This is a genomic window from Pedobacter sp. MC2016-05 (assembly GCF_026239735.1).
Lineage (GTDB): Bacteria > Bacteroidota > Bacteroidia > Sphingobacteriales > Sphingobacteriaceae > Pedobacter.
On sequence record NZ_JAPIVT010000007.1, the window covers coordinates 207,328 to 225,304 of the forward strand.

A 17,977-nucleotide genomic window follows, 5' to 3' on the forward strand; every position below is an offset into this window, starting at 1 on the left:
AACCTCGCTAGGTTTTTGTTAAACAGCTATGAATTACGAATTACTATGCAATAAAGTAATATCAATTGTAAGGCTTACCGGAAATTTTATCCGTAAAGAGTCGATGCAATTTGATGCTACAAAAATTGAATACAAAGGGTTAAATGATATGGTTTCCTACGTTGATAAAACTGCGGAGCTGAAATTGGTTCAAAACCTTGAAAAATTGATTCCCGATGCTGGCTTTCTCACCGAAGAGAAAACCATTTCCAGAGAAGGTAAAAGCCATACCTGGATTATTGACCCTTTAGATGGAACTACCAACTTCATTCATGGCATACCTGCGTATGGAATAAGCGTGGCACTTTACGAAGATGGTTTGCCTGTTATTGGTGTAGTTTACGAACTTAATAGAGCCGAGATGTTTTACTCGTATAAAGGTGCAAAAGCTTTTTTAAATAAGAAAGAGATTCAGGTTTCTGTAAACCCTGATTTAAAATCCAGTCTTTTAGCTACCGGTTTTCCTTATTATCAGTTCGATAAGCAAGCGCAGTATTTGAAGTTGCTGGCAGAAATGATGCAAAAAAGCCACGGTGTCCGAAGGATAGGAGCGGCGGCGATAGATTTAGTTTATACTGCATGCGGCCGTTTCGATGCATTTTTTGAATACAATTTACAACAGTGGGATTTTGCTGCCGGATGTTTTATCGTTCAGCAAGCTGGCGGAGAGGTTTATGATTTTTCGGGCGGAGATGAATACTTCACAAAAAGAGAAATTCTAGCCACTAACCGCAAGTTGACCAAAGAAATTTTAGAAGCAATAAAAATGCATTTCAGTTAAATAAAAAGAACATAAACAATAAAGGCTCACTTGAAAAAGTGAGCCTTTATTGTTTGATAAATATGCTTGGTTATAAAGCTTCAGAAACCACATCAGTAACTTCAGGAACCATTCTTTGTAATAAATTTTGAATACCAGATTTAAGCGTTATGGTTGATGAAGGACAACCACTGCAAGATCCACGTAATTCTACAGTTACCACGCCTTCGTCAAAAGATTTGTAAGTGATCGCACCACCATCTTGTTCAACTGCAGGGCGAACGTAATCATGCAAAATTTGTTGAATTTTAATCTCCGTTTCCGAACCTTCGAATGCTGGAGCTTCTTCGGCTGTTGCTTCTTTTATCTTTAATTCAGATTCTACCGCACCCTTAACAAATTCCTTTAAAATAGCTTCGATATCAGCCCAATCTGCATCGTCAGTTTTCGTAATGGTTACGAAATTACTGGCGAAAAAAACACCAGAAACAAAATTAAACTTGAACAATTCCTTTGCGAAAGGAGAATGCTCAGCGCTTTCTTTAGTTGCGAAATCTTCACTACCGTTAATTAAAAGCTTATTAACCATGAATTTCATGGTCGCCGGATTTGGAGTTTGCTCTGTATATACGTTAATCGTCATGTCTTAATCAATTTGAATAAACAAAATTAACAATTAGTGGCCAATAATACTTTTCACTGCTGTCTGTTTAGCGTCAATTTAATTTTGCTAAAAAACGCCAGTGTAATTAAATGGAGTTATAGTCCTTAACTGTACTTTAACGTCCTCAATAACTGCCAAACCTTCAATAAATTCTGCAATACTTGCTGCATTAATTTTCGAATTTGTTCTGGTCAATTCTTTTAATGCCTCGTATGGGTTTGGAAAGTTTTCTCTACGTAACACTGTTTGGATAGCCTCCGCAACGACAGCCCAATTATCATCTAAATCTGCGTGTAAAGCAGCTTCGTTTAATAAAATTTTATTTAAACCACGTAAAGTAGAATTGATTGCGATTAAAGTATGCCCAAAGGGAACACCTACATTCCTTAATACAGTAGAATCTGTTAAATCTCTCTGTAACCTTGAGATGGGAAGTTTTGCTGCAAAAAACTCAAATAAGGCATTTGCGATTCCTGCGTTTCCTTCCGCATTTTCAAAATCGATTGGATTAACCTTATGTGGCATCGCTGATGAACCAATTTCACCCGCCTTTATTTTTTGTTTGAAATAATTCTTCGATATATAAGTCCAGATATCGCGGTCTAAATCAATAATAATGTTATTAATGCGCTTTAAAGCATCACACTGTGCTGCAAACTGATCATAATGTTCAATTTGGGTGGTGTGTTGCGCTCTTGTTAAGCCTAGCACTGAGTTTACGAAATTATTTGAGAAATCAACCCAATTAACTTGAGGGTAAGCAATGTGGTGTGCGTTAAAATTTCCTGTTGCGCCACCAAATTTTGCGCTGTTTGGAATGGCCTTCAGGCTTTCTAATTGAATACTTAATCTTTCTGAAAACACTAAAAATTCCTTTCCTAATTTAGTAGGAGAGGCGGGTTGCCCATGCGTGTGCGCCAACATTGGAATATCCTTCCATTCAGTAGCCAGCTCGTTTATTTTCTGAATTAGTGAATCAATTGCTGGATAATAACTTTCGTTTAAGGCCAGTTTTATTGAATATGGAATGGCTGTATTATTGATGTCTTGCGACGTTAAGCCGAAATGGATAAATTCTTTATAGTCTTGTAAGGAAAGTGCATCAAATTTTGCTTTGATAAAATACTCCACAGCTTTAACATCGTGATTGGTAACTTTTTCAGTTTCCTTAATTGCGAGCGCATCAGTTTCTGAAAAATTCTCGTGTATCGTTCTTAATTTAGTGTACAACGATTTGTCGAAATTTTCTAAACCGGGTAAATTAATTTCGCATAAGGCAATAAAGTATTCAATTTCAACAAAAACACGATATTTTATTAGCGCTTCCTCAGAAAAATAGCTAGATAAACGTTCGGTAGTTATTCTGTAACGACCATCAATAGGTGAGATTGCTTGTAGCGAAGTTAAATTCATTATGCGGATTATAATTTTGCCGCAAATTTACTACAATTGATGGATTAAATAGACTGAATGAAATAAAATTTGAGCCTACAGGATTATTTCATTTTTTGTGGTCGAAGATATAAACGAAAAAAGCTCCAATCAGTTACGATTGGAGCTTTTTTATATAAACCGTTAATTAGTTTTTAACAACAGTAGTATCAGTTTTAACAACTGTATCAGCAACAGTAGTGTCAGCTTTAACAGTAGTATCAGCAGTGATAGTAGTATCAGCGCCTAAAGTATCAGTACCTTCGCCTTTTTTCTCTGAGTTACAAGCAGCAACTGATAAAGATAAAGCGATAGCTAAGAAGCCTAATTTGAATGCATTTTTCATTTTAATTTTGTTTTAGGTGATTAATCAATTTACCCTTAATACCTAAAAAGGAAAAAGGTAACCCAGAAAAATTAATTTAAATAAAAAAAAACTCCAATCCAGTAGGATTGAAGTTTTCTATATTTTATAAACTATTAACTAGTGTTTTACAACAGTAGTATCAGTTTTAACAACTGTATCAGCAACAGTAGTATCAGCTTTGACAGTAGTATCAGCAGTGATAGTAGTATCAGCACCTAAAGTATCTGTACCTTCAGCTTTTTTCTCTGAGTTACAAGCAACAAATGATAAAGATAAAGCGATAGCTAAGAAGCCTAATTTGAATGCATTTTTCATTTTGAAATTTCGTTTTAGTGATTAATTAATTTACTGTTAATACGCGAAACCTAAAAAGGTAACCCGTGAAAATAAAAAAAAGCTTCAACCCCTAAAGGATTGAAGCTTTTCTATATCTTATTAGACTATTAACTAGTGTTTTACAACAGTAGTATCAGTTTTAACAACTGTATCAGCAACAGTAGTATCAGCTTTAACAGTTGTATCAGCAGTGATAGTAGTATCAGCACCTAAAGTATCTGCGCCTTCAGCTTTTTTCTCTGAGTTACAAGCAACAACTGATAAAGATAAAGCGATAGCTAAAAAGCCTAATTTGAATGCATTTTTCATTTTTGAATTTTTTTAAGTAATTAATTTTCTTGTTAATGCCGCAAAGGTAAAAAGGTAACCCAACAATTTTCAAAAAATTGAAAATATTTTTTATCCGGTTTGGGTTACCACATTTGTGGAGATTGTATTAAGTTTTGATAGTAGCTATAAATAATTTTTTATCTAATATTGGGTTACTATTTTTAGAAAAATGTATTAACTAGTGAGTAACAGTTTAAAGAGTTCAGTTCCAACAGATAGAGAGGTTATTTTAGGTATTCTAAATAACTCAGAAGATACACTTAACAAGTTATACAAGGCTTATTATACAATGGTTTTGCAGTTTATTCTCAATAATAATGGAGATGAGGATGATGCAAAAGATGTTTACCAGGAGGCTATAATAATTTTATATAACAAAATTAAGGAAGGTAATTTTGAACTCAGCAGTAAGCTTAAAACATATATTTATTCAGTTTGCAGGCGCATTTGGCTTAAAAAGTTAAGCCTAAATAGTAAAAAAGCTGGCAACGTCACTGATTACGAAGATGTTTTAATTGTTGAGGAAGATGTGGAGGAGCACGAGGAAAAGGATTTGCAATTTGTTAAAATGCAATCGGCTCTCGATCATTTAGGCGAACCCTGTAAAACCATTATTCAGGATTTTTATATCCACAATTTATCCATGCAGGATATTTGCGAAAAGTTTGGTTATACTAATACTGATAACGCAAAAACACAAAAGTATAAATGTCTGCAAAGGTTAAAGAAAATATTTTTTCAACCATAGTAATTGAAATGAGAAACGATTTGGAGTTAGATGCAATTATTGAAGATTATCTTTTAGGTAAACTTAATCCACAAGAAACGGAAGCCTTTGAAACTTTGCGTCGCAACGATGCAGCAGTTGATCATAAGGTTGTTTCTCATAAATTCTTTTTAGAATCGATGGAAGTGTTTGCTGTGCAATCACGCTTAAAAGATCAGTTGAATAACATTCATAGTGAGATCGATGTAGAAGGTTTAGCTTCTGCTTTGAGGCCTCATCCGTCAAAAGTGGTTCAATTATGGAGAAAACATAAATCTGCCATTGCTGTAGCCGCTTCGTTTTTAGTATTGTCGCTGGTTTCTGTTTATTCTATTCAGCATAACTCGAAACAGAAAGAACAACTTGTGTTATTAAGCAACCAGGTTAATAAAGCGATTAAAACGCAAAATAATTTAATTAGAAAAATTAATAATACCACCAACACCGCTGGTAAACCTGCTGTACAAAATAGCTTTGGTGGTACTGGGTTTGCCATATCTACAAATGGTTACATTTTAACGAATCTTCATGTTATCAACGGCGCAGATTCTTTATATGTTCAAAACAATAAAGGCGAATCTTTCAAAGTGAAATCAATTTACACCGATTCGCAAAATGATATCGCTATCCTTAAAATCAGCGATAAAAACTTTAGCCATCTTTCTTCTATTCCGTATTCGATTAAAAAAACAACAAGTAGTATTGGCGAAACGGTTTATACGTTAGGTTATCCGAAAGATGATGCTGTTTTAGGTGAGGGATATGTGAGTTCGAAAAATGGATTTATTGGCGATACTACGCAATATCAGGTATCTATCCCTGTGAATCCAGGTAACAGTGGCGGACCGCTGCTTGATAATAATGGCAACTTGGTTGGTATTATCAGTGGCAAACCAGACCAAACTGAAGGTGCTGCTTTTGCTATCAAGTCAAAATATATCTTAGAAGCTATGAGAGCAATCCCTCAAGATTCTTTAGGTACCAATAAACTATCGGCAAGTAGTAAAAAAAGTTTGCTTTCTGGTTTAAAACGTATTAAACAGATTGAAAAATTGCAAGATTATGTGTTCATGATTAAAGTTTATAATTAATTACCCAAACAAATTAATATTCTTGAAACCCTGTTGATTACCTCTTCAGGGTTTTTTGTTGCATTTATAATTTGAGTGTACTAAAATAATATAAAGTCTATGCATTTACTATAGTAATGTTTAGATTTGTTTAAATCAACTATAAAATAAGAATATTATGAGTATAAGATTAGGCGATACCGCACCAAATTTTCAAGCAAATACTTCCATTGGTGAAATAGATTTTTACGATTACCTGGGCGATAGCTGGGGTGTTTTGTTTTCTCACCCGGCAGATTATACACCCGTTTGCACTACCGAACTTGGGCGCACAGCAGCACTGAAAGATGAATTTGAAAAACGTAATGTAAAAGTCTTGGCTATTAGTGTAGACACTGCTGAATCGCATAAAGGATGGATTAGTGATATTAATGAAACGCAGAATACCTCTGTTGAATTTCCAATTATTGCTGACCCTGAAAGAGTAGTTGCTAATTTGTATGACATGATTCATCCCAATGCATCAGAAACCTTAACCGTTCGATCTCTCTTTGTCATTAGCCCTGATAAAAAAGTTAAACTCATCATTACTTATCCAGCCTCGACGGGTAGAAATTTTAACGAGGTGTTGAGGGTAATCGATTCCCTTCAACTAACTGCAAATTATAGTGTGGCAACGCCAGCCGATTGGAAAGATGGGGAAGATGTAATTGTGGTAAACAGTATAAAAACGGAAGATATACCGGCAAAATTTCCCAAAGGACACCAGGTGATTAAGCCTTATTTGCGTACAACACCTCAGCCTAATAAGTAATTTTGAAAATCGGTGATTTTGTTCGCAACATTTTTGTTGATTTGCGCTAGGTAGGTTGTTTTGAAGTTGTGAATCATTATATTTGATAGTTTTGTTTCGGAATTGGCGCTTAATCTGGTTGTTTGCTTATTTTTTTTGATAAAAAATGATTAATTAAGAGGTGAATCAAAGCATAAGGGTTTATTTTTTATACAATTTTTTATTTTTTATGGCAACCGGAAAAGTTAAATGGTTCAACACACAAAAGGGCTTTGGATTTATTGTTCAAGAAGACAATAAAGATTTATTTGTCCATTTTAAAGATGTTTTGGGCGGAATTGAAAGCATCAAAGAGAATGACACAGTAGAATTTGAAGTAGCTGAAGGCAGAAAAGGTTTACAAGCAGTAAACGTTAAAAAGATTTAAGCGAAAATATATAAACTTAATCATCCTCAAACTAAGCCTTTCTATGGAGAGGCTTTTTGCATCTTAGTAGTATTGAAGAATAGTTGATTTTAGGATAATATTATTTCCTAAGATATCTTTAGTGAAAATAAGAAACTCATCTTTTCCCGCTTTTATTTTATACTTTTTAGCTAAATCTTCCGGTTTTGCAGGGTAGTTTCTTACAATAATATTTCCAATTAATTTTGCGCCTTTTTTCAAATCTTTGGGTGATAAAATTTCATTTATCATAAATATTCTTCCAGGAAAATCAGTGTTTAGTTTTGCGGAGGTATAGAGTTGTGTTTGCGGATGAAGCTTTTTTAAGCCATATTTTTCTCCTATCAGATTAAAGGCACCTGATTTAAGTAATGCGGCATCAGGCTCATATAAATAATCTTGTGGTAAAACACTTTCGATAAAAGTGGCGGAGATGTTTGATTCATGTTTTAGAAAAGAAAAGGTTTTTTCAGTATCGTTTATTGTCACAGCTTGGATTTTTACTTCTTTATCCGAGTTGCTGTCGATAACCCAAAGCAATTCTTTACACTCATTTTTTACACTTACAATATGTATTTCACTTACGTTTCTTAATTCTGATAAACCTGCAGAAATGTCTAACAGTGGAGCGGTTTTAATGATAATCCTTGATGATTTAGATAACAATAAATCAATATTGCTAACTACATCAGGCGTACAATCTTTCAGCATGAAAACTTTGCCGCTATCAGCTCTTCTTGCTGGATCTACATAAATGGTATCGAAACTTTTTGGCGTTGTTCTCAAATATTCGATTCCATCTCCAGCATAAAAACCGATGTTTCTAACATTTAAAATCGAGGCATTGTATTCAGCAATTTGCGATAGATCTTCATTGTATTCAACATGCGTTACCTCTTTGATTTCTTGCGCAAAGTAATACACGTCTACACCAAAACCTCCAGTTATATCGATTAAAGTATTGCCTTTTGCAAGTTTTGATTTGTATTTGGCGGTAACTTCAGATGAGGTTTGCTCAATCGAGAGTGGCGCTGGATAATAAATTTTTGGTGTGTTGTACCAGGTAGACAATTTCTTTTGTGCTTTTTTCTTTGCACTAATTTGTTGAGCCAATTCAACGGAAGAAATTTTTTCAAAACTACTTTTAGCCAAAACAATTTTATTTACATCAGCATTCAGGTTTGCATCGATGTATTTTTGAATTGCATCATCTAAAATATTCTTGTTCATTCTTTTTCAGTAGCACTTAAATTGAGTCAATTTTATTTTTGCCCCTCATTACCATTTGGCAGGTATGACGGCTTTTAACCTCTAATAAAATATCTTTATCAACCGTAACCCGATCAATCGTATTTTGGTTGTAATATCTGATGGTAACTAATTCCAGGCCTTTATTATATTTTACTGTAAATTCTGCTGATAGGTCTTTAATCAGTTTTTCAATCTGGGCCGGATGATCATCAACACTAACAGAAAAGCTAATAGCGGAATTCAGCATGGTGTTGATTTTGATTTTATGCTTATGAAAGAGTTCGAAAATGTTGCTCAAATTCTCTTCAATAATGAATGAATAGTCTTTCGGAAATATGGAAATTAACGCCTGATTTACTTTGAAAATAAAAGAGGGGATGGGTAGGGGATTGTTCTCGCCCGTAATCGCAGTACCTAATCCTTCCGGCTGAATAAATGATTTAACCAATAAAGGAATCCCTTTATTTTGTAATGGTTTAATGGTTTTTGGATGAATAACAGTTGCGCCATAATAAGTCAGTTCAATCGCATCATGATAAGACAATTGCGGAATTTTCTCTGTTTCATCAAACCATTTAGGATCAGCATTCAAAACCCCAGGTACATCTTTCCAAATGGTTAGTGCAGCGGCATCAAGGCAGGATGCAAAAATTGCAGCAGAATAATCAGAGCCTTCCCTACCTAGCGTGGTCGTATAATTTTCGCTTGTTCCACCGATAAAACCTTGGGTAACCACTATATTATCCGCTAATATCGGCACCAAGTCACGCTGGATAATTTGATTCGTTTTCAGCCAATCTACTTTTCCTTCCCGATAGGTGTTGTCGGTTTGAATATAATTTCTGGCATCCACCCAAAGTGATTTATTCTCGGTTTCATTTAACCATGCCGCTACAATTTTAGTTGAAACCACCTCGCCAATGGAAACAATCTGATCGTAAATATAGTCGACGTCATTATCTGGTTCATCTTCAATCAACCAATCAATTTCTACGAAAGAATTTGCTACGTCATCATAAACCGGATTTGCTTTGCCTTCAAAAAGCGCTTCTATTATCTGAAAGTGAAAATTTTTTATCTCGTCGAAAATAGCATGTGTTTCATCACTTTGTGCTAAATAGGCTTTGGTTAAATCTTCCAGTTGATTGGTGATTTTTCCCATTGCAGAAACCACAATCAAAAGGTTCCCTTTTCTATAATCGCGAACAATATTGGCCAAATTTTTTACTCCTGCTGCATCCTTAACCGATGCACCCCCAAACTTAAAAATATCCATATTAAAATGCCTTTATTTGTTCTTTAGAAAGTGCTGCGTTTAACCAGCCACCTTCTAAATGTGCTGCATATTTATTGTAAAAATTTATTGCCGGCTCATTCCAATCCAATACTTGCCAAACCATTCCGGTATATTTTTCACTTTTGGCTTCTTCAATCACCTTTTCAAAAAGTACTTTACCTATACCTTTGCCACGCATTTCTTCTGTGACGATAAAATCTTCTAAGTACAATCTACAGCCTTTCCAGGTAGAGTATCTCGTGTAAAATAAGGTGAAACCTACGATTTCCGTATCTACTTCTGCAACGAAAGCTTTCCAAACAGGATTTTCTCCAAAACCAGCATCGATAAAGTGATTGATATTTACGGTTACCTCTTCAGGAGCTTTTTCATATACTGCCAATTCATGGATCAATTCCAAAATCCTTGGGCAATCATCTGCTTTGGCTATTCTAATATTTAAGTTCATTAGTTTGGTGAGATATTTTTAAAATGCTTGATTATTCTTTTACCGAAAATACTGCTTCCTATACGAACCATTGTACTCCCTTCTTGTATGGCAATTTTGTAATCGGCGCTCATGCCTATCGAGATCTCCTTAAAAGAATCTTCGTTCGGAAAAAAACTAGCCTTAAGGCCATCAAAAAAGACCCTAAGTTCATGAAATTCGATGGTGATCTGTTTCTCGTTTTTGGTATTTGTAGCAATACCCATCAAACCAACTATGCGAATATTTTTGAGCTGCTGATATTCATCAGACCTCAATAGTTCAATCACTTCATCATAGCCCAAACCAAATTTAGTATCTTCATCAGCAATGTAAACTTGTAATAAACAATCAATTACTCGCTTGTTCTTCAAAGCCTGCTTGTTAATTTCCTGGAGAAGTTTAAGACTGTCCACACCGTGTATCATCTTTACAAAGGGTGCAATATATTTCACCTTATTGGTTTGGAGATGACCAATTAAATGCCATTCAATATCCTTTGGAAGTTTTTCTTCCTTTTCCACCATTTCCTGTACATGGTTTTCGCCAAAAATACGTTGTCCAGCATTGTAAGCCTCTTGGACAACTTCTACCGTTTGGGTTTTTGAAACAGCAATTAGCTTAACTCCACCAGACTCTACTTCGCTTTTATATTGTTTAAGATTATCAGCTATGCTCATTTATAACTATTTTTGGGTAAAATTAACAACCTTGCTGCAATTTGGGCAAAAAAATAATGTTAAATTAATAATGAGGAGATTAGTCTGGACTTTAGTAGTCCTGTTTTTTATGTTCGGTTGCAAGCCAAAAGCGCCAGAGGGCATTATTGATAGAGAAACGATGGAGCAGATATTGTATGATGTACATTTGGTAGATGGCTATCTATCGACCATTTACTTACAAGATTCAGCAAGAAAAGTTGGCGCAGCGTATTATAGCGGCATTTATAAAAAGTACAATACGGATTCTGTTCAATATACGAAAAGCTTAAATTATTACAACAGCAACCCCGATCAATTGCAGGAGATCTATAAAGCGATTTCAAAAAAATTGGAGAATCAAAAAGTAAGCTTAAAAAAAGTAGACTCGTTAATGGTACGAAAAGCCTTTGTAAAAGATTCTGTTAAAATTACTAAAGCCTTCAAAGCTGACTCTGTGGCCATCAGAAAAAAAATGAAACCGGATTCTGCATCGAAAGCGTCAGCAGAAAACCAAATTAAAAAGAAGAAAGCGAAGGCTGATTCGGTATTAAACTCAAAAAGAAATTTTAGCGGAGCGTTACAACTAGCGCCCGCTGCAGTACAATAATATGTTATACCCTGATAATTGTTTAGAACGTTTAGGATTTGTAGAGATAAGACAGCTGATTAGCAAACATTGCTTAAGCCCAATGGGTCAGACAATGGTGCAAAAGATGCAGGTGATGAGTCGTTTTGACCAGATCGATAAATTTTTACGCCAAACCAACGAATTTAAAAGCATCCTGCAACATCAGGAACCGCTACAAATCAATACTTTTTTTGATATCAAATCGCTTGTCGAAAAGATTAGAGTGGAAGGCACTTACCTTTTGGAAGATGAGTGGTTTCAGGTTTATACTTCCCTGCAGACCGTTTTTTCTGTTTTGCGTTTTTTTGAGGAAAGAGCAGAAGTGTATCCAACACTCGAGGCCTTATTTGAACATTTGCCAATTGAGAAAAATATCCTTCGAAAGATAGAGACAGTTATTGATGCGAAAGGTAAAATTAAGCCAAATGCATCTAAAGAATTGCAAGAAATCACTTCATCTATTGCTAAAGCCGAGCAAGATGTGCGCAAGCGGATGGACTCGATTTACAAACAAGCTATTGCCAATAATTGGGTAGCCGATGGTAGCTTAACCATTCGCGATGGCAGAATGTGTATTCCTGTTTTAGCCGAAAATAAAAGGAAGCTTAAGGGATTTATTCACGATGAGTCGGCCACTGGTCAAACTGTTTATATCGAGCCAGAAGAAGTTTTTACCCTTAACAATAAACTTCGTGATTTGGAATTTGATAAGCGCAGAGAAATTATTAAAATTCTGATTTCATTGACTGATGAATTACGTCCTTATTCGCCACTATTGCTTTCCTATCATGGTTTTTTAACCAAACTTGATTTTGTTAGGGCCAAGGCTTTGTTTGCTTTGGATATTGAGGCCGAAATGCCTGGTTTATTAAAAGAACCAAAAACCAAATTAATAAATGCTAGGCACCCGCTATTATCTATTTCTTTCGCAGCCGAAAAAAAGACAGTAACGCCATTAAATATCCATATTGATGCTGAAACACGTGTAGTTTTAGTTTCTGGGCCAAATGCTGGAGGTAAATCAGTTTGCATGAAAACGGTTGGTTTACTCCAGATTATGTTGCAAACGGGCTTACTAATCCCGGTTGATGCCAATAGTGAAGTGGGTATTTTTGAAAATATATTTGCTGATATTGGTGATGATCAATCGATAGAAAGTGATTTGAGTACCTACAGTGCCCACTTAAAGAAAATGCGTTATTTCGTTGAGCATGCTTCGCCAAAAACGATGGTTTTGATTGATGAATTCGGTACGGGTACTGATCCACAATTTGGAGGACCAATGGCCGAGGCAGTATTGGAAGTACTCAACAATAAAAAAGTGCGTGGCGTAATTACCACACATTATTCTAATTTGAAACTTTTTGCTGGCAACACGCCTGGTTTAGAAAACGCGTCAATGCTTTTCGATAACGCTAAAATGAAACCTTTGTACATTCTAGAGATGGGCAAACCCGGAAGTTCTTACGCGTTTGAAATTGCTCAAAACATCGGTTTGCCTAAAGAAGTGATTCAGCTTGCCAGGGAAAAAACCGGTTCGAATCAAAATCGCGTCGATACCATGTTGGTAGATTTAGAGCGTGAAAAGAAAACGATTTACGATGCAAAAGTGAGCCTGGCGAATCAACAAAATAAGGCTAAAAATTTAGTTGCCGAAAATGAAAAATTAAGAGCTTTTTTGGATGAAAACAGAAGGGTTTTAATCAAAGAAGCAAAGCAAGAAGCGCAAAACATCATTAAAAATGCCAATAAACTGGTAGAAAATACGATTGCTGAAATTAAAGAAAAGCAGGCTGATAAAGAAGTAACCAAACAACTAAGGCAAAATTTGCATCAGGAGTTAGTTAAGAACACCGTTCCAAAAGAAAAGCCAAAACCTGTTCAAGTAATAGTTGGTGGCGAAATTACGGTTGGAGATTGGGTGAAATTTACGGACAGCGAAACAACCGGGCAAGTGCTGGAAATTAACAGAAACGAACTTGTTTTGGCTATCGGCGATTTACGCTCGAACGTGAAAAAAAATCGTGTTCAAAAAATCAGCCATAAGGAAGCGAAAAAAGTGATTCAAAGCAGTGCTGGTTCGTTTGCGGGGAGAATGAATGATGCTGTGTCGGGCTTTAGAGCTGAATTAGATCTTCGCGGAAAAAGAACGGAAGATGCTTTATTCGAAGTAGAGAAATATTTAGATAAAGCGATTATGTTGGGCTTTCCATCTATCAAACTTATTCATGGTAAAGGAGATGGGATATTGAGGAAAATGATTCGGGAGTATTTGAGGAAATATAGTCAGGTGAATAGGATGGAAGATGAACACGCAGATAGAGGCGGTGATGGGATAACCTATGTTTATCTGAATTAAGGTTTCTCTTAAATTTCTTATATGAAGAAGGTAGATTTTGAAGTTTTAATACCACTCTCTTGCCGTCATTACGAAAACATTTTACGATTCTTCATCGCTGATATTTTTGGTATGCTCACGCTAATGTGAATTGCTGGAAGGATTGTTAAGTTGAGCTTTGTAAATGATGGAATGAAAAATTATTACTTTTTATTCCCAGGACATTTCTTACAACGTTTACCTTTTTTAAACTTCTCACAACATTTCTTATGTTCCGCAGTGCAGCTTAAAATGAAACCCATTCCCTTTTGAAACTCAGGATCGGTAGGTAGGATAAAATTGTTTTCTTCTCTCTCGTAAATCATTGCAGTACAAAGGTAATGCTTGTTTAGATCAATTCCAATTAAAAGTTATTCGTAGAAGATTTAAACTGATTTCATGCTAGGTTTGTAACCGCAATTTGTAAATTAGCGAACTAACCAAAAATTCATAAAATGATTAATAAAGTGGTATCAGGCGCTAAAGAGGCGATTGATGATGTATCAGATGGCGCAACCTTAATGCTTGGTGGTTTTGGACTTTGCGGAATTCCCGAGAATTGTATAAACGCTTTAGTAGAAAAAGGAGTAAAGGATTTAACCTGTATTTCGAATAATGCTGGGGTTGATGACTTTGGCATTGGATTGATGTTAAAACAGCGTCAGGTTAAAAAAATGATCTCTTCTTATGTCGGCGAAAATGCAGAGTTTGAACGGCAATTACTAAGTGGTGAATTAGAGGTCGATTTGATTCCGCAAGGAACCTTAGCGACAAGATGTTTAGCGGCTGGATATGGAATGCCTGCTATTTTTACACCAGCAGGAGTAGGAACAGAAGTTGCAGAAGGAAAAGAAATCAGAAACTTTGGCGGTAAAGATTATTTAATGGAATATGCCTTCGATGCTGACTTTGCTATTGTAAAAGCTTGGAAGGGCGATACCGCAGGGAATTTGATTTTTAGATCGACCAGTAGAAACTTTAATCCAGTAATGGCAATGGCTGGCAAGATAACCATCGCAGAGGTGGAAGAATTGGTTGAGGCAGGTGAACTGGATCCAGATTATATTCATACACCAGGAATTTATGTTCACAGAATTTTTCAGGGTAAAGATTACGAGAAAAGAATTGAGCAAAGAACGGTTAGAAAGTCCGGAGTCTGAAGTCGTTAGTCTGTAGTATATCCTCTCAATATCACATCAAATATATATGTTTACTAAAGAAGAAATAGCGCAACGTATAGCGCAAGAAATAAAAGACGGTTATTATGTTAACCTTGGCATTGGTATACCAACCTTAGTGGCCAATTATATTCCAAAGGGAATAAATGTTGTATTGCAATCCGAAAATGGACTGCTTGGAATGGGACCATTTCCATTTGAAGGCGAAGAAGATGCCGATTTAATTAATGCGGGTAAGCAAACCATCACTACATTACCTGGCTCCTCAATTTTCGATTCGGCAATGAGCTTTGGAATGATGAGGGCGCAAAAGGTTGATTTAACCATTTTAGGTGCAATGGAGGTTTCTGAGAATGGCGATATTGCCAATTGGAAAATTCCTGGCAAAATGGTTAAAGGAATGGGTGGTGCAATGGATTTAGTGGCATCAGCAAAAAATATCATTGTAGCCATGCAGCATGTAAATAAAGCGGGAGAGAGCAAGTTGCTATCCAAATGTACGCTTCCATTGACTGGGGTAAAGTGTATTAAAAAAATTGTTACTGAATTAGCTGTTTTAGACATTCTGCCCGAAGGAGGTTTCAAACTTTTAGAACGAGCGCCCGGGGTGAGCGTTGATTTTATTAAACAATCTACAGCAGGAAGATTAATTGCTGAAGGCGATATTCCGGAAATGCGATTGGATTAAAATAAAAATGGGGTCAAGTTTTTAAAGCTTGACCCCATTTTGTTGATAACTATTATTTTAATTTATATCAACAAGAATACTGTTCCTCAAGTCATTTGAAATATTCTCGGTGATGGCGATGATTTCATCAGGCTCATTGGTGTTATTCATAATCACCTTATCACATTGCTCTCGATAAGGTAACAAATATTCCTTGTAGGCAGGAACCACATGGTTATGCCACTTGTAAAGTACGTCATCTTCGGGGTATCCACGTTCCAGGCCATCTCTTTTTATCCGGCGATCTAAAGCAACTTGTTCATCAGCATCAACAAAAATGGTATGATCTAGCAAGGCTGCAATTTCTTTGAAATGCAAAATAAAAAGGCCTTCAACAATGATTATAGGTGCTGATTTAATTTCTAAAATTTTAACTACAGCAAGGGGATTATTGAAATTATATTCCTTTTTATAGACAACCTCTCCGCTTGTAAGTTGTTTTATATCCCTTAAAAACTGCTCACTATCAATGGTTGATGGAAGATCAAAATTGTATAGTTTATTTTCTTCCTGGGTCATATCGCCTGCAGGAATGTAATAATCATCCTGGGATACCAAAGTTACTTCATCTTGCTTAAAGTAATGTAAAAAGCAGTTTAAAAAGAATGTTTTACCCGATCCACTTCCACCGGCAATACCAATTATAAAAGGTTTTTTATTCAAACTCATTGAGCACTATATGTTAGATTGCAGAAAAAACGTTTGTCTAAAGCACCTAATGAATCGGCTACCGCTTTAGTCATTACAATGATAACGTCTTTTGTGGATTCGTTCTCTGTAAATTTACCAACAACCTTTGCGAATGTTGTTTTGTTAGTCATTGGGTTTGTAATTTTTATTACTCTGCCTACTGGTGCTGTACGGTGTAAAACTAGCATTTTCGAGCCGTCTAAATCTGCGTCAGCAATCCAAACGGCTGCACCTTTTTCTTCGATTTGGCTTAGGCCATAAACGCTTGGGTCGCGACGAAGTTTTGGATCTTTAACCATTGTGCTATCTGGTTCACTTTCCTGCTCTTCTTTAGATGCCTCATTTACAGATTTTGGTTGAGGTGGCTTAGGAATAATTAATTTCTGATCTACTTTAATGGCGTTATCATCCAATTTATTAGCTGTTCTGATTTGATAAGCCGTTAAATTATACTTCTTCGCAATGCTAAAAATATTTTCTCCAGTTGCTACAGTATGAATAAAACTTTCTTCTTTTGAAGGTGAAGCAGATGAGGCTTTAACCGGTTCAGCTTGTTTTTCTTTCGGCACTTCTACTTCAGCAACTATTCCTCCGGGCACTTTCAATACTTGCCCAATCGTAATCGCATTATCTGGCAAATTATTTAATTTCCTTAATTGGTAAGCAGTAATACCATATTGCTTGGCAACCGTAAAGATGGTTTCGTTACGCAAAACCGTATGGGTACCTACAGCATCTGAAGTTTTGGCTGCTTCGGCTGGGGTTTTGGCTGCTTCGGTTGTGGGTTGTTCAGCAGTGCTGATTACTTTATTTTCATCAACATTCTTTGTAGCCGGAATCTTTAATTTCTGACCAATTCTAAGATTATTGTTTGATAAATTATTTGCCTTTTTAACCTCTTCTACGGTAGTGCCATATTTTTCTGCTATTTTCCCAAGAAACTCTTTAGGCGCTACGGTATGCTCAATCATGGTTTGCTCTGCAACAGTACTTTCAATAGCAGGAGTGGTTACCGTAGTTTTAGCTGGTTTTACTGGCTCGCTCGTAGCAGGAACATCTGTATTGTTTTTGGTAGCGATCTTTAAAACCTGCCCAATACTTAAGTTATTTCCGGTAAGGTTGTTCAGCCTTTTAATTTCATTAATAGTTGTTCCATACTTTTCGGCGAGCATATTTAAATTTTCTTTTGCTTTAACAGTATGCTCAATGATGCCGCCGTCTTTGCCCGAAGAAACAAGGGGTGTGCTGCTTGTTGTTCCCCAGGGAATATTGGTTGGAACTTTTATAATGACGCCAACTTGAAGGTATTTGTTCTCATTGTAGCTCATAATATCTTTTGGCGAAACGTTGTATCTTCTTCCAACAGAATAATACGTGTCTTTGGCTACAATTTGATGAACGATAAGTTTCTTTCCGTTATTATTTTCAACGCCGATAGAGTCTCTAAGTGTGTTTGCTTTAGCATTTGCGATATTTAGAGCAAATAGAACAAAAGCAGATAAGTATATTTTGTGCATTTATTTTCTATAAATTTCTTAGTCAAAGGAAGCAATTATACGAATAAAATATTTAACCCTGTCGAGTTAATCAACCCGTTTTTGAGTAAAAATAAGATAACTTTATTTCAAAAAAATGGTCATGATATTCATTCACAATATCTT

General features: G+C 35.8%; 20 protein-coding genes. 9 read left to right on the top strand and 11 right to left on the bottom strand.

The window, feature by feature from the left end:
* The first annotated feature begins 28 nt into the window (after window positions 1-28).
* Window positions 29-820 carry an inositol monophosphatase family protein gene (locus tag OQZ33_RS11870; protein WP_265799243.1) on the top strand — a complete coding sequence of 264 codons (792 nt, stop codon included), beginning with the start codon at window positions 29-31 and terminating at the stop codon, window positions 818-820.
* Between the two features lie 70 nt (window positions 821-890).
* Here OQZ33_RS11870 and OQZ33_RS11875 read toward each other — a convergent pair whose 3' ends face one another.
* The 5 genes from OQZ33_RS11875 to OQZ33_RS11895 all read right to left on the bottom strand — a co-directional run bounded on the left by OQZ33_RS11875 (window position 891) and on the right by OQZ33_RS11895 (window position 3,906).
* Window positions 891-1,442: a NifU family protein gene (locus OQZ33_RS11875; protein ID WP_010601945.1), complete on the bottom strand. Its 552-nt coding sequence runs from the start codon at window positions 1,440-1,442 to the stop codon at window positions 891-893.
* 87 nt (window positions 1,443-1,529) lie between these two features.
* Window positions 1,530-2,876, bottom strand: coding sequence for an adenylosuccinate lyase (purB, locus tag OQZ33_RS11880; RefSeq protein ID WP_265799244.1), 1,347 nt, complete (start codon window positions 2,874-2,876; stop codon window positions 1,530-1,532).
* Between the two features lie 166 nt (window positions 2,877-3,042).
* A complete protein-coding gene (locus OQZ33_RS11885) occupies window positions 3,043-3,240 on the bottom strand; it encodes a hypothetical protein (RefSeq protein WP_056849980.1) in 198 nt (65 codons plus the stop codon).
* Between the two features lie 138 nt (window positions 3,241-3,378).
* The gene (locus OQZ33_RS11890; protein ID WP_265799245.1) at window positions 3,379-3,576 is read right to left on the bottom strand and encodes a hypothetical protein; all 198 of its coding nucleotides are present in this window, start codon (window positions 3,574-3,576) and stop codon (window positions 3,379-3,381) included.
* Between the two features lie 132 nt (window positions 3,577-3,708).
* Window positions 3,709-3,906, bottom strand: coding sequence for a hypothetical protein (locus tag OQZ33_RS11895; RefSeq protein WP_265799246.1), 198 nt, complete (start codon window positions 3,904-3,906; stop codon window positions 3,709-3,711).
* A gap of 202 nt (window positions 3,907-4,108) precedes the next feature.
* Between OQZ33_RS11895 and OQZ33_RS11900 the strand changes: the two genes are divergently transcribed.
* The 4 genes from OQZ33_RS11900 to OQZ33_RS11915 all read left to right on the top strand — a co-directional run bounded on the left by OQZ33_RS11900 (window position 4,109) and on the right by OQZ33_RS11915 (window position 6,983).
* Window positions 4,109-4,675: an RNA polymerase sigma factor gene (locus OQZ33_RS11900; protein WP_265799247.1), complete on the top strand. Its 567-nt coding sequence runs from the start codon at window positions 4,109-4,111 to the stop codon at window positions 4,673-4,675.
* Window positions 4,636-5,784 (top strand): S1C family serine protease, encoded by a 1,149-nt coding sequence (locus OQZ33_RS11905; RefSeq protein WP_265799248.1) that lies wholly within the window; start codon window positions 4,636-4,638, stop codon window positions 5,782-5,784. The genes OQZ33_RS11900 and OQZ33_RS11905 overlap by 40 nt, the downstream gene beginning before the upstream one ends.
* 157 nt (window positions 5,785-5,941) lie before the next feature.
* The gene (locus tag OQZ33_RS11910) at window positions 5,942-6,577 is read left to right on the top strand and encodes a peroxiredoxin (RefSeq protein ID WP_265799249.1); all 636 of its coding nucleotides are present in this window, start codon (window positions 5,942-5,944) and stop codon (window positions 6,575-6,577) included.
* A 208-nt stretch (window positions 6,578-6,785) separates the two neighbouring features.
* A complete protein-coding gene (locus tag OQZ33_RS11915) occupies window positions 6,786-6,983 on the top strand; it encodes a cold-shock protein (RefSeq protein WP_056849985.1) in 198 nt (65 codons plus the stop codon).
* Window positions 6,984-7,046: 63 nt separating this feature from the next.
* On the opposite strand, the gene OQZ33_RS11920 is transcribed toward OQZ33_RS11915, so the two are convergent.
* The 4 genes from OQZ33_RS11920 to OQZ33_RS11935 are packed head-to-tail and all read right to left on the bottom strand — an operon-like array spanning window position 7,047 to window position 10,695.
* The gene (locus tag OQZ33_RS11920; protein ID WP_265799250.1) at window positions 7,047-8,231 is read right to left on the bottom strand and encodes a class I SAM-dependent methyltransferase; all 1,185 of its coding nucleotides are present in this window, start codon (window positions 8,229-8,231) and stop codon (window positions 7,047-7,049) included.
* A gap of 16 nt (window positions 8,232-8,247) precedes the next feature.
* The gene (locus OQZ33_RS11925) at window positions 8,248-9,528 is read right to left on the bottom strand and encodes an aspartate kinase (RefSeq protein WP_265799251.1); all 1,281 of its coding nucleotides are present in this window, start codon (window positions 9,526-9,528) and stop codon (window positions 8,248-8,250) included.
* 1 nt (window position 9,529) lies between these two features.
* Window positions 9,530-9,997, bottom strand: coding sequence for a GNAT family N-acetyltransferase (locus tag OQZ33_RS11930; RefSeq protein WP_265799252.1), 468 nt, complete (start codon window positions 9,995-9,997; stop codon window positions 9,530-9,532).
* Window positions 9,997-10,695, bottom strand: a complete 699-nt coding sequence (locus OQZ33_RS11935; RefSeq protein WP_265799253.1) for a YggS family pyridoxal phosphate-dependent enzyme — start codon at window positions 10,693-10,695, stop codon at window positions 9,997-9,999. Before OQZ33_RS11935 ends, OQZ33_RS11930 begins: the two co-directional genes overlap by 1 nt.
* A gap of 70 nt (window positions 10,696-10,765) precedes the next feature.
* Between OQZ33_RS11935 and OQZ33_RS11940 the strand changes: the two genes are divergently transcribed.
* The 4 genes from OQZ33_RS11940 (at window position 10,766) to OQZ33_RS11955 (ending at window position 15,587) form a co-directional block, all read left to right on the top strand.
* The gene (locus OQZ33_RS11940; protein ID WP_265799254.1) at window positions 10,766-11,323 is read left to right on the top strand and encodes a DUF4296 domain-containing protein; all 558 of its coding nucleotides are present in this window, start codon (window positions 10,766-10,768) and stop codon (window positions 11,321-11,323) included.
* A gap of 1 nt (window position 11,324) precedes the next feature.
* A complete protein-coding gene (locus OQZ33_RS11945; RefSeq protein ID WP_265799255.1) occupies window positions 11,325-13,703 on the top strand; it encodes an endonuclease MutS2 in 2,379 nt (792 codons plus the stop codon).
* Window positions 13,704-14,176: 473 nt separating this feature from the next.
* On the top strand, window positions 14,177-14,881 hold the full coding sequence (locus OQZ33_RS11950; protein WP_265799256.1) for a CoA transferase subunit A: 705 nt from the start codon (window positions 14,177-14,179) through the stop codon (window positions 14,879-14,881).
* 46 nt (window positions 14,882-14,927) lie between these two features.
* Window positions 14,928-15,587, top strand: a complete 660-nt coding sequence (locus OQZ33_RS11955) for a CoA transferase subunit B (protein ID WP_265799257.1) — start codon at window positions 14,928-14,930, stop codon at window positions 15,585-15,587.
* A 57-nt stretch (window positions 15,588-15,644) separates the two neighbouring features.
* Here OQZ33_RS11955 and OQZ33_RS11960 read toward each other — a convergent pair whose 3' ends face one another.
* Window positions 15,645-16,289 (bottom strand): uridine kinase family protein, encoded by a 645-nt coding sequence (locus tag OQZ33_RS11960; RefSeq protein ID WP_416338750.1) that lies wholly within the window; start codon window positions 16,287-16,289, stop codon window positions 15,645-15,647.
* A gap of 2 nt (window positions 16,290-16,291) precedes the next feature.
* Entirely contained in the window at window positions 16,292-17,833 is a 1,542-nt protein-coding gene (locus tag OQZ33_RS24215) for a LysM peptidoglycan-binding domain-containing protein (RefSeq protein WP_322975046.1), read from the bottom strand.
* Between the last annotated feature and the right edge of the window lie 144 nt (window positions 17,834-17,977).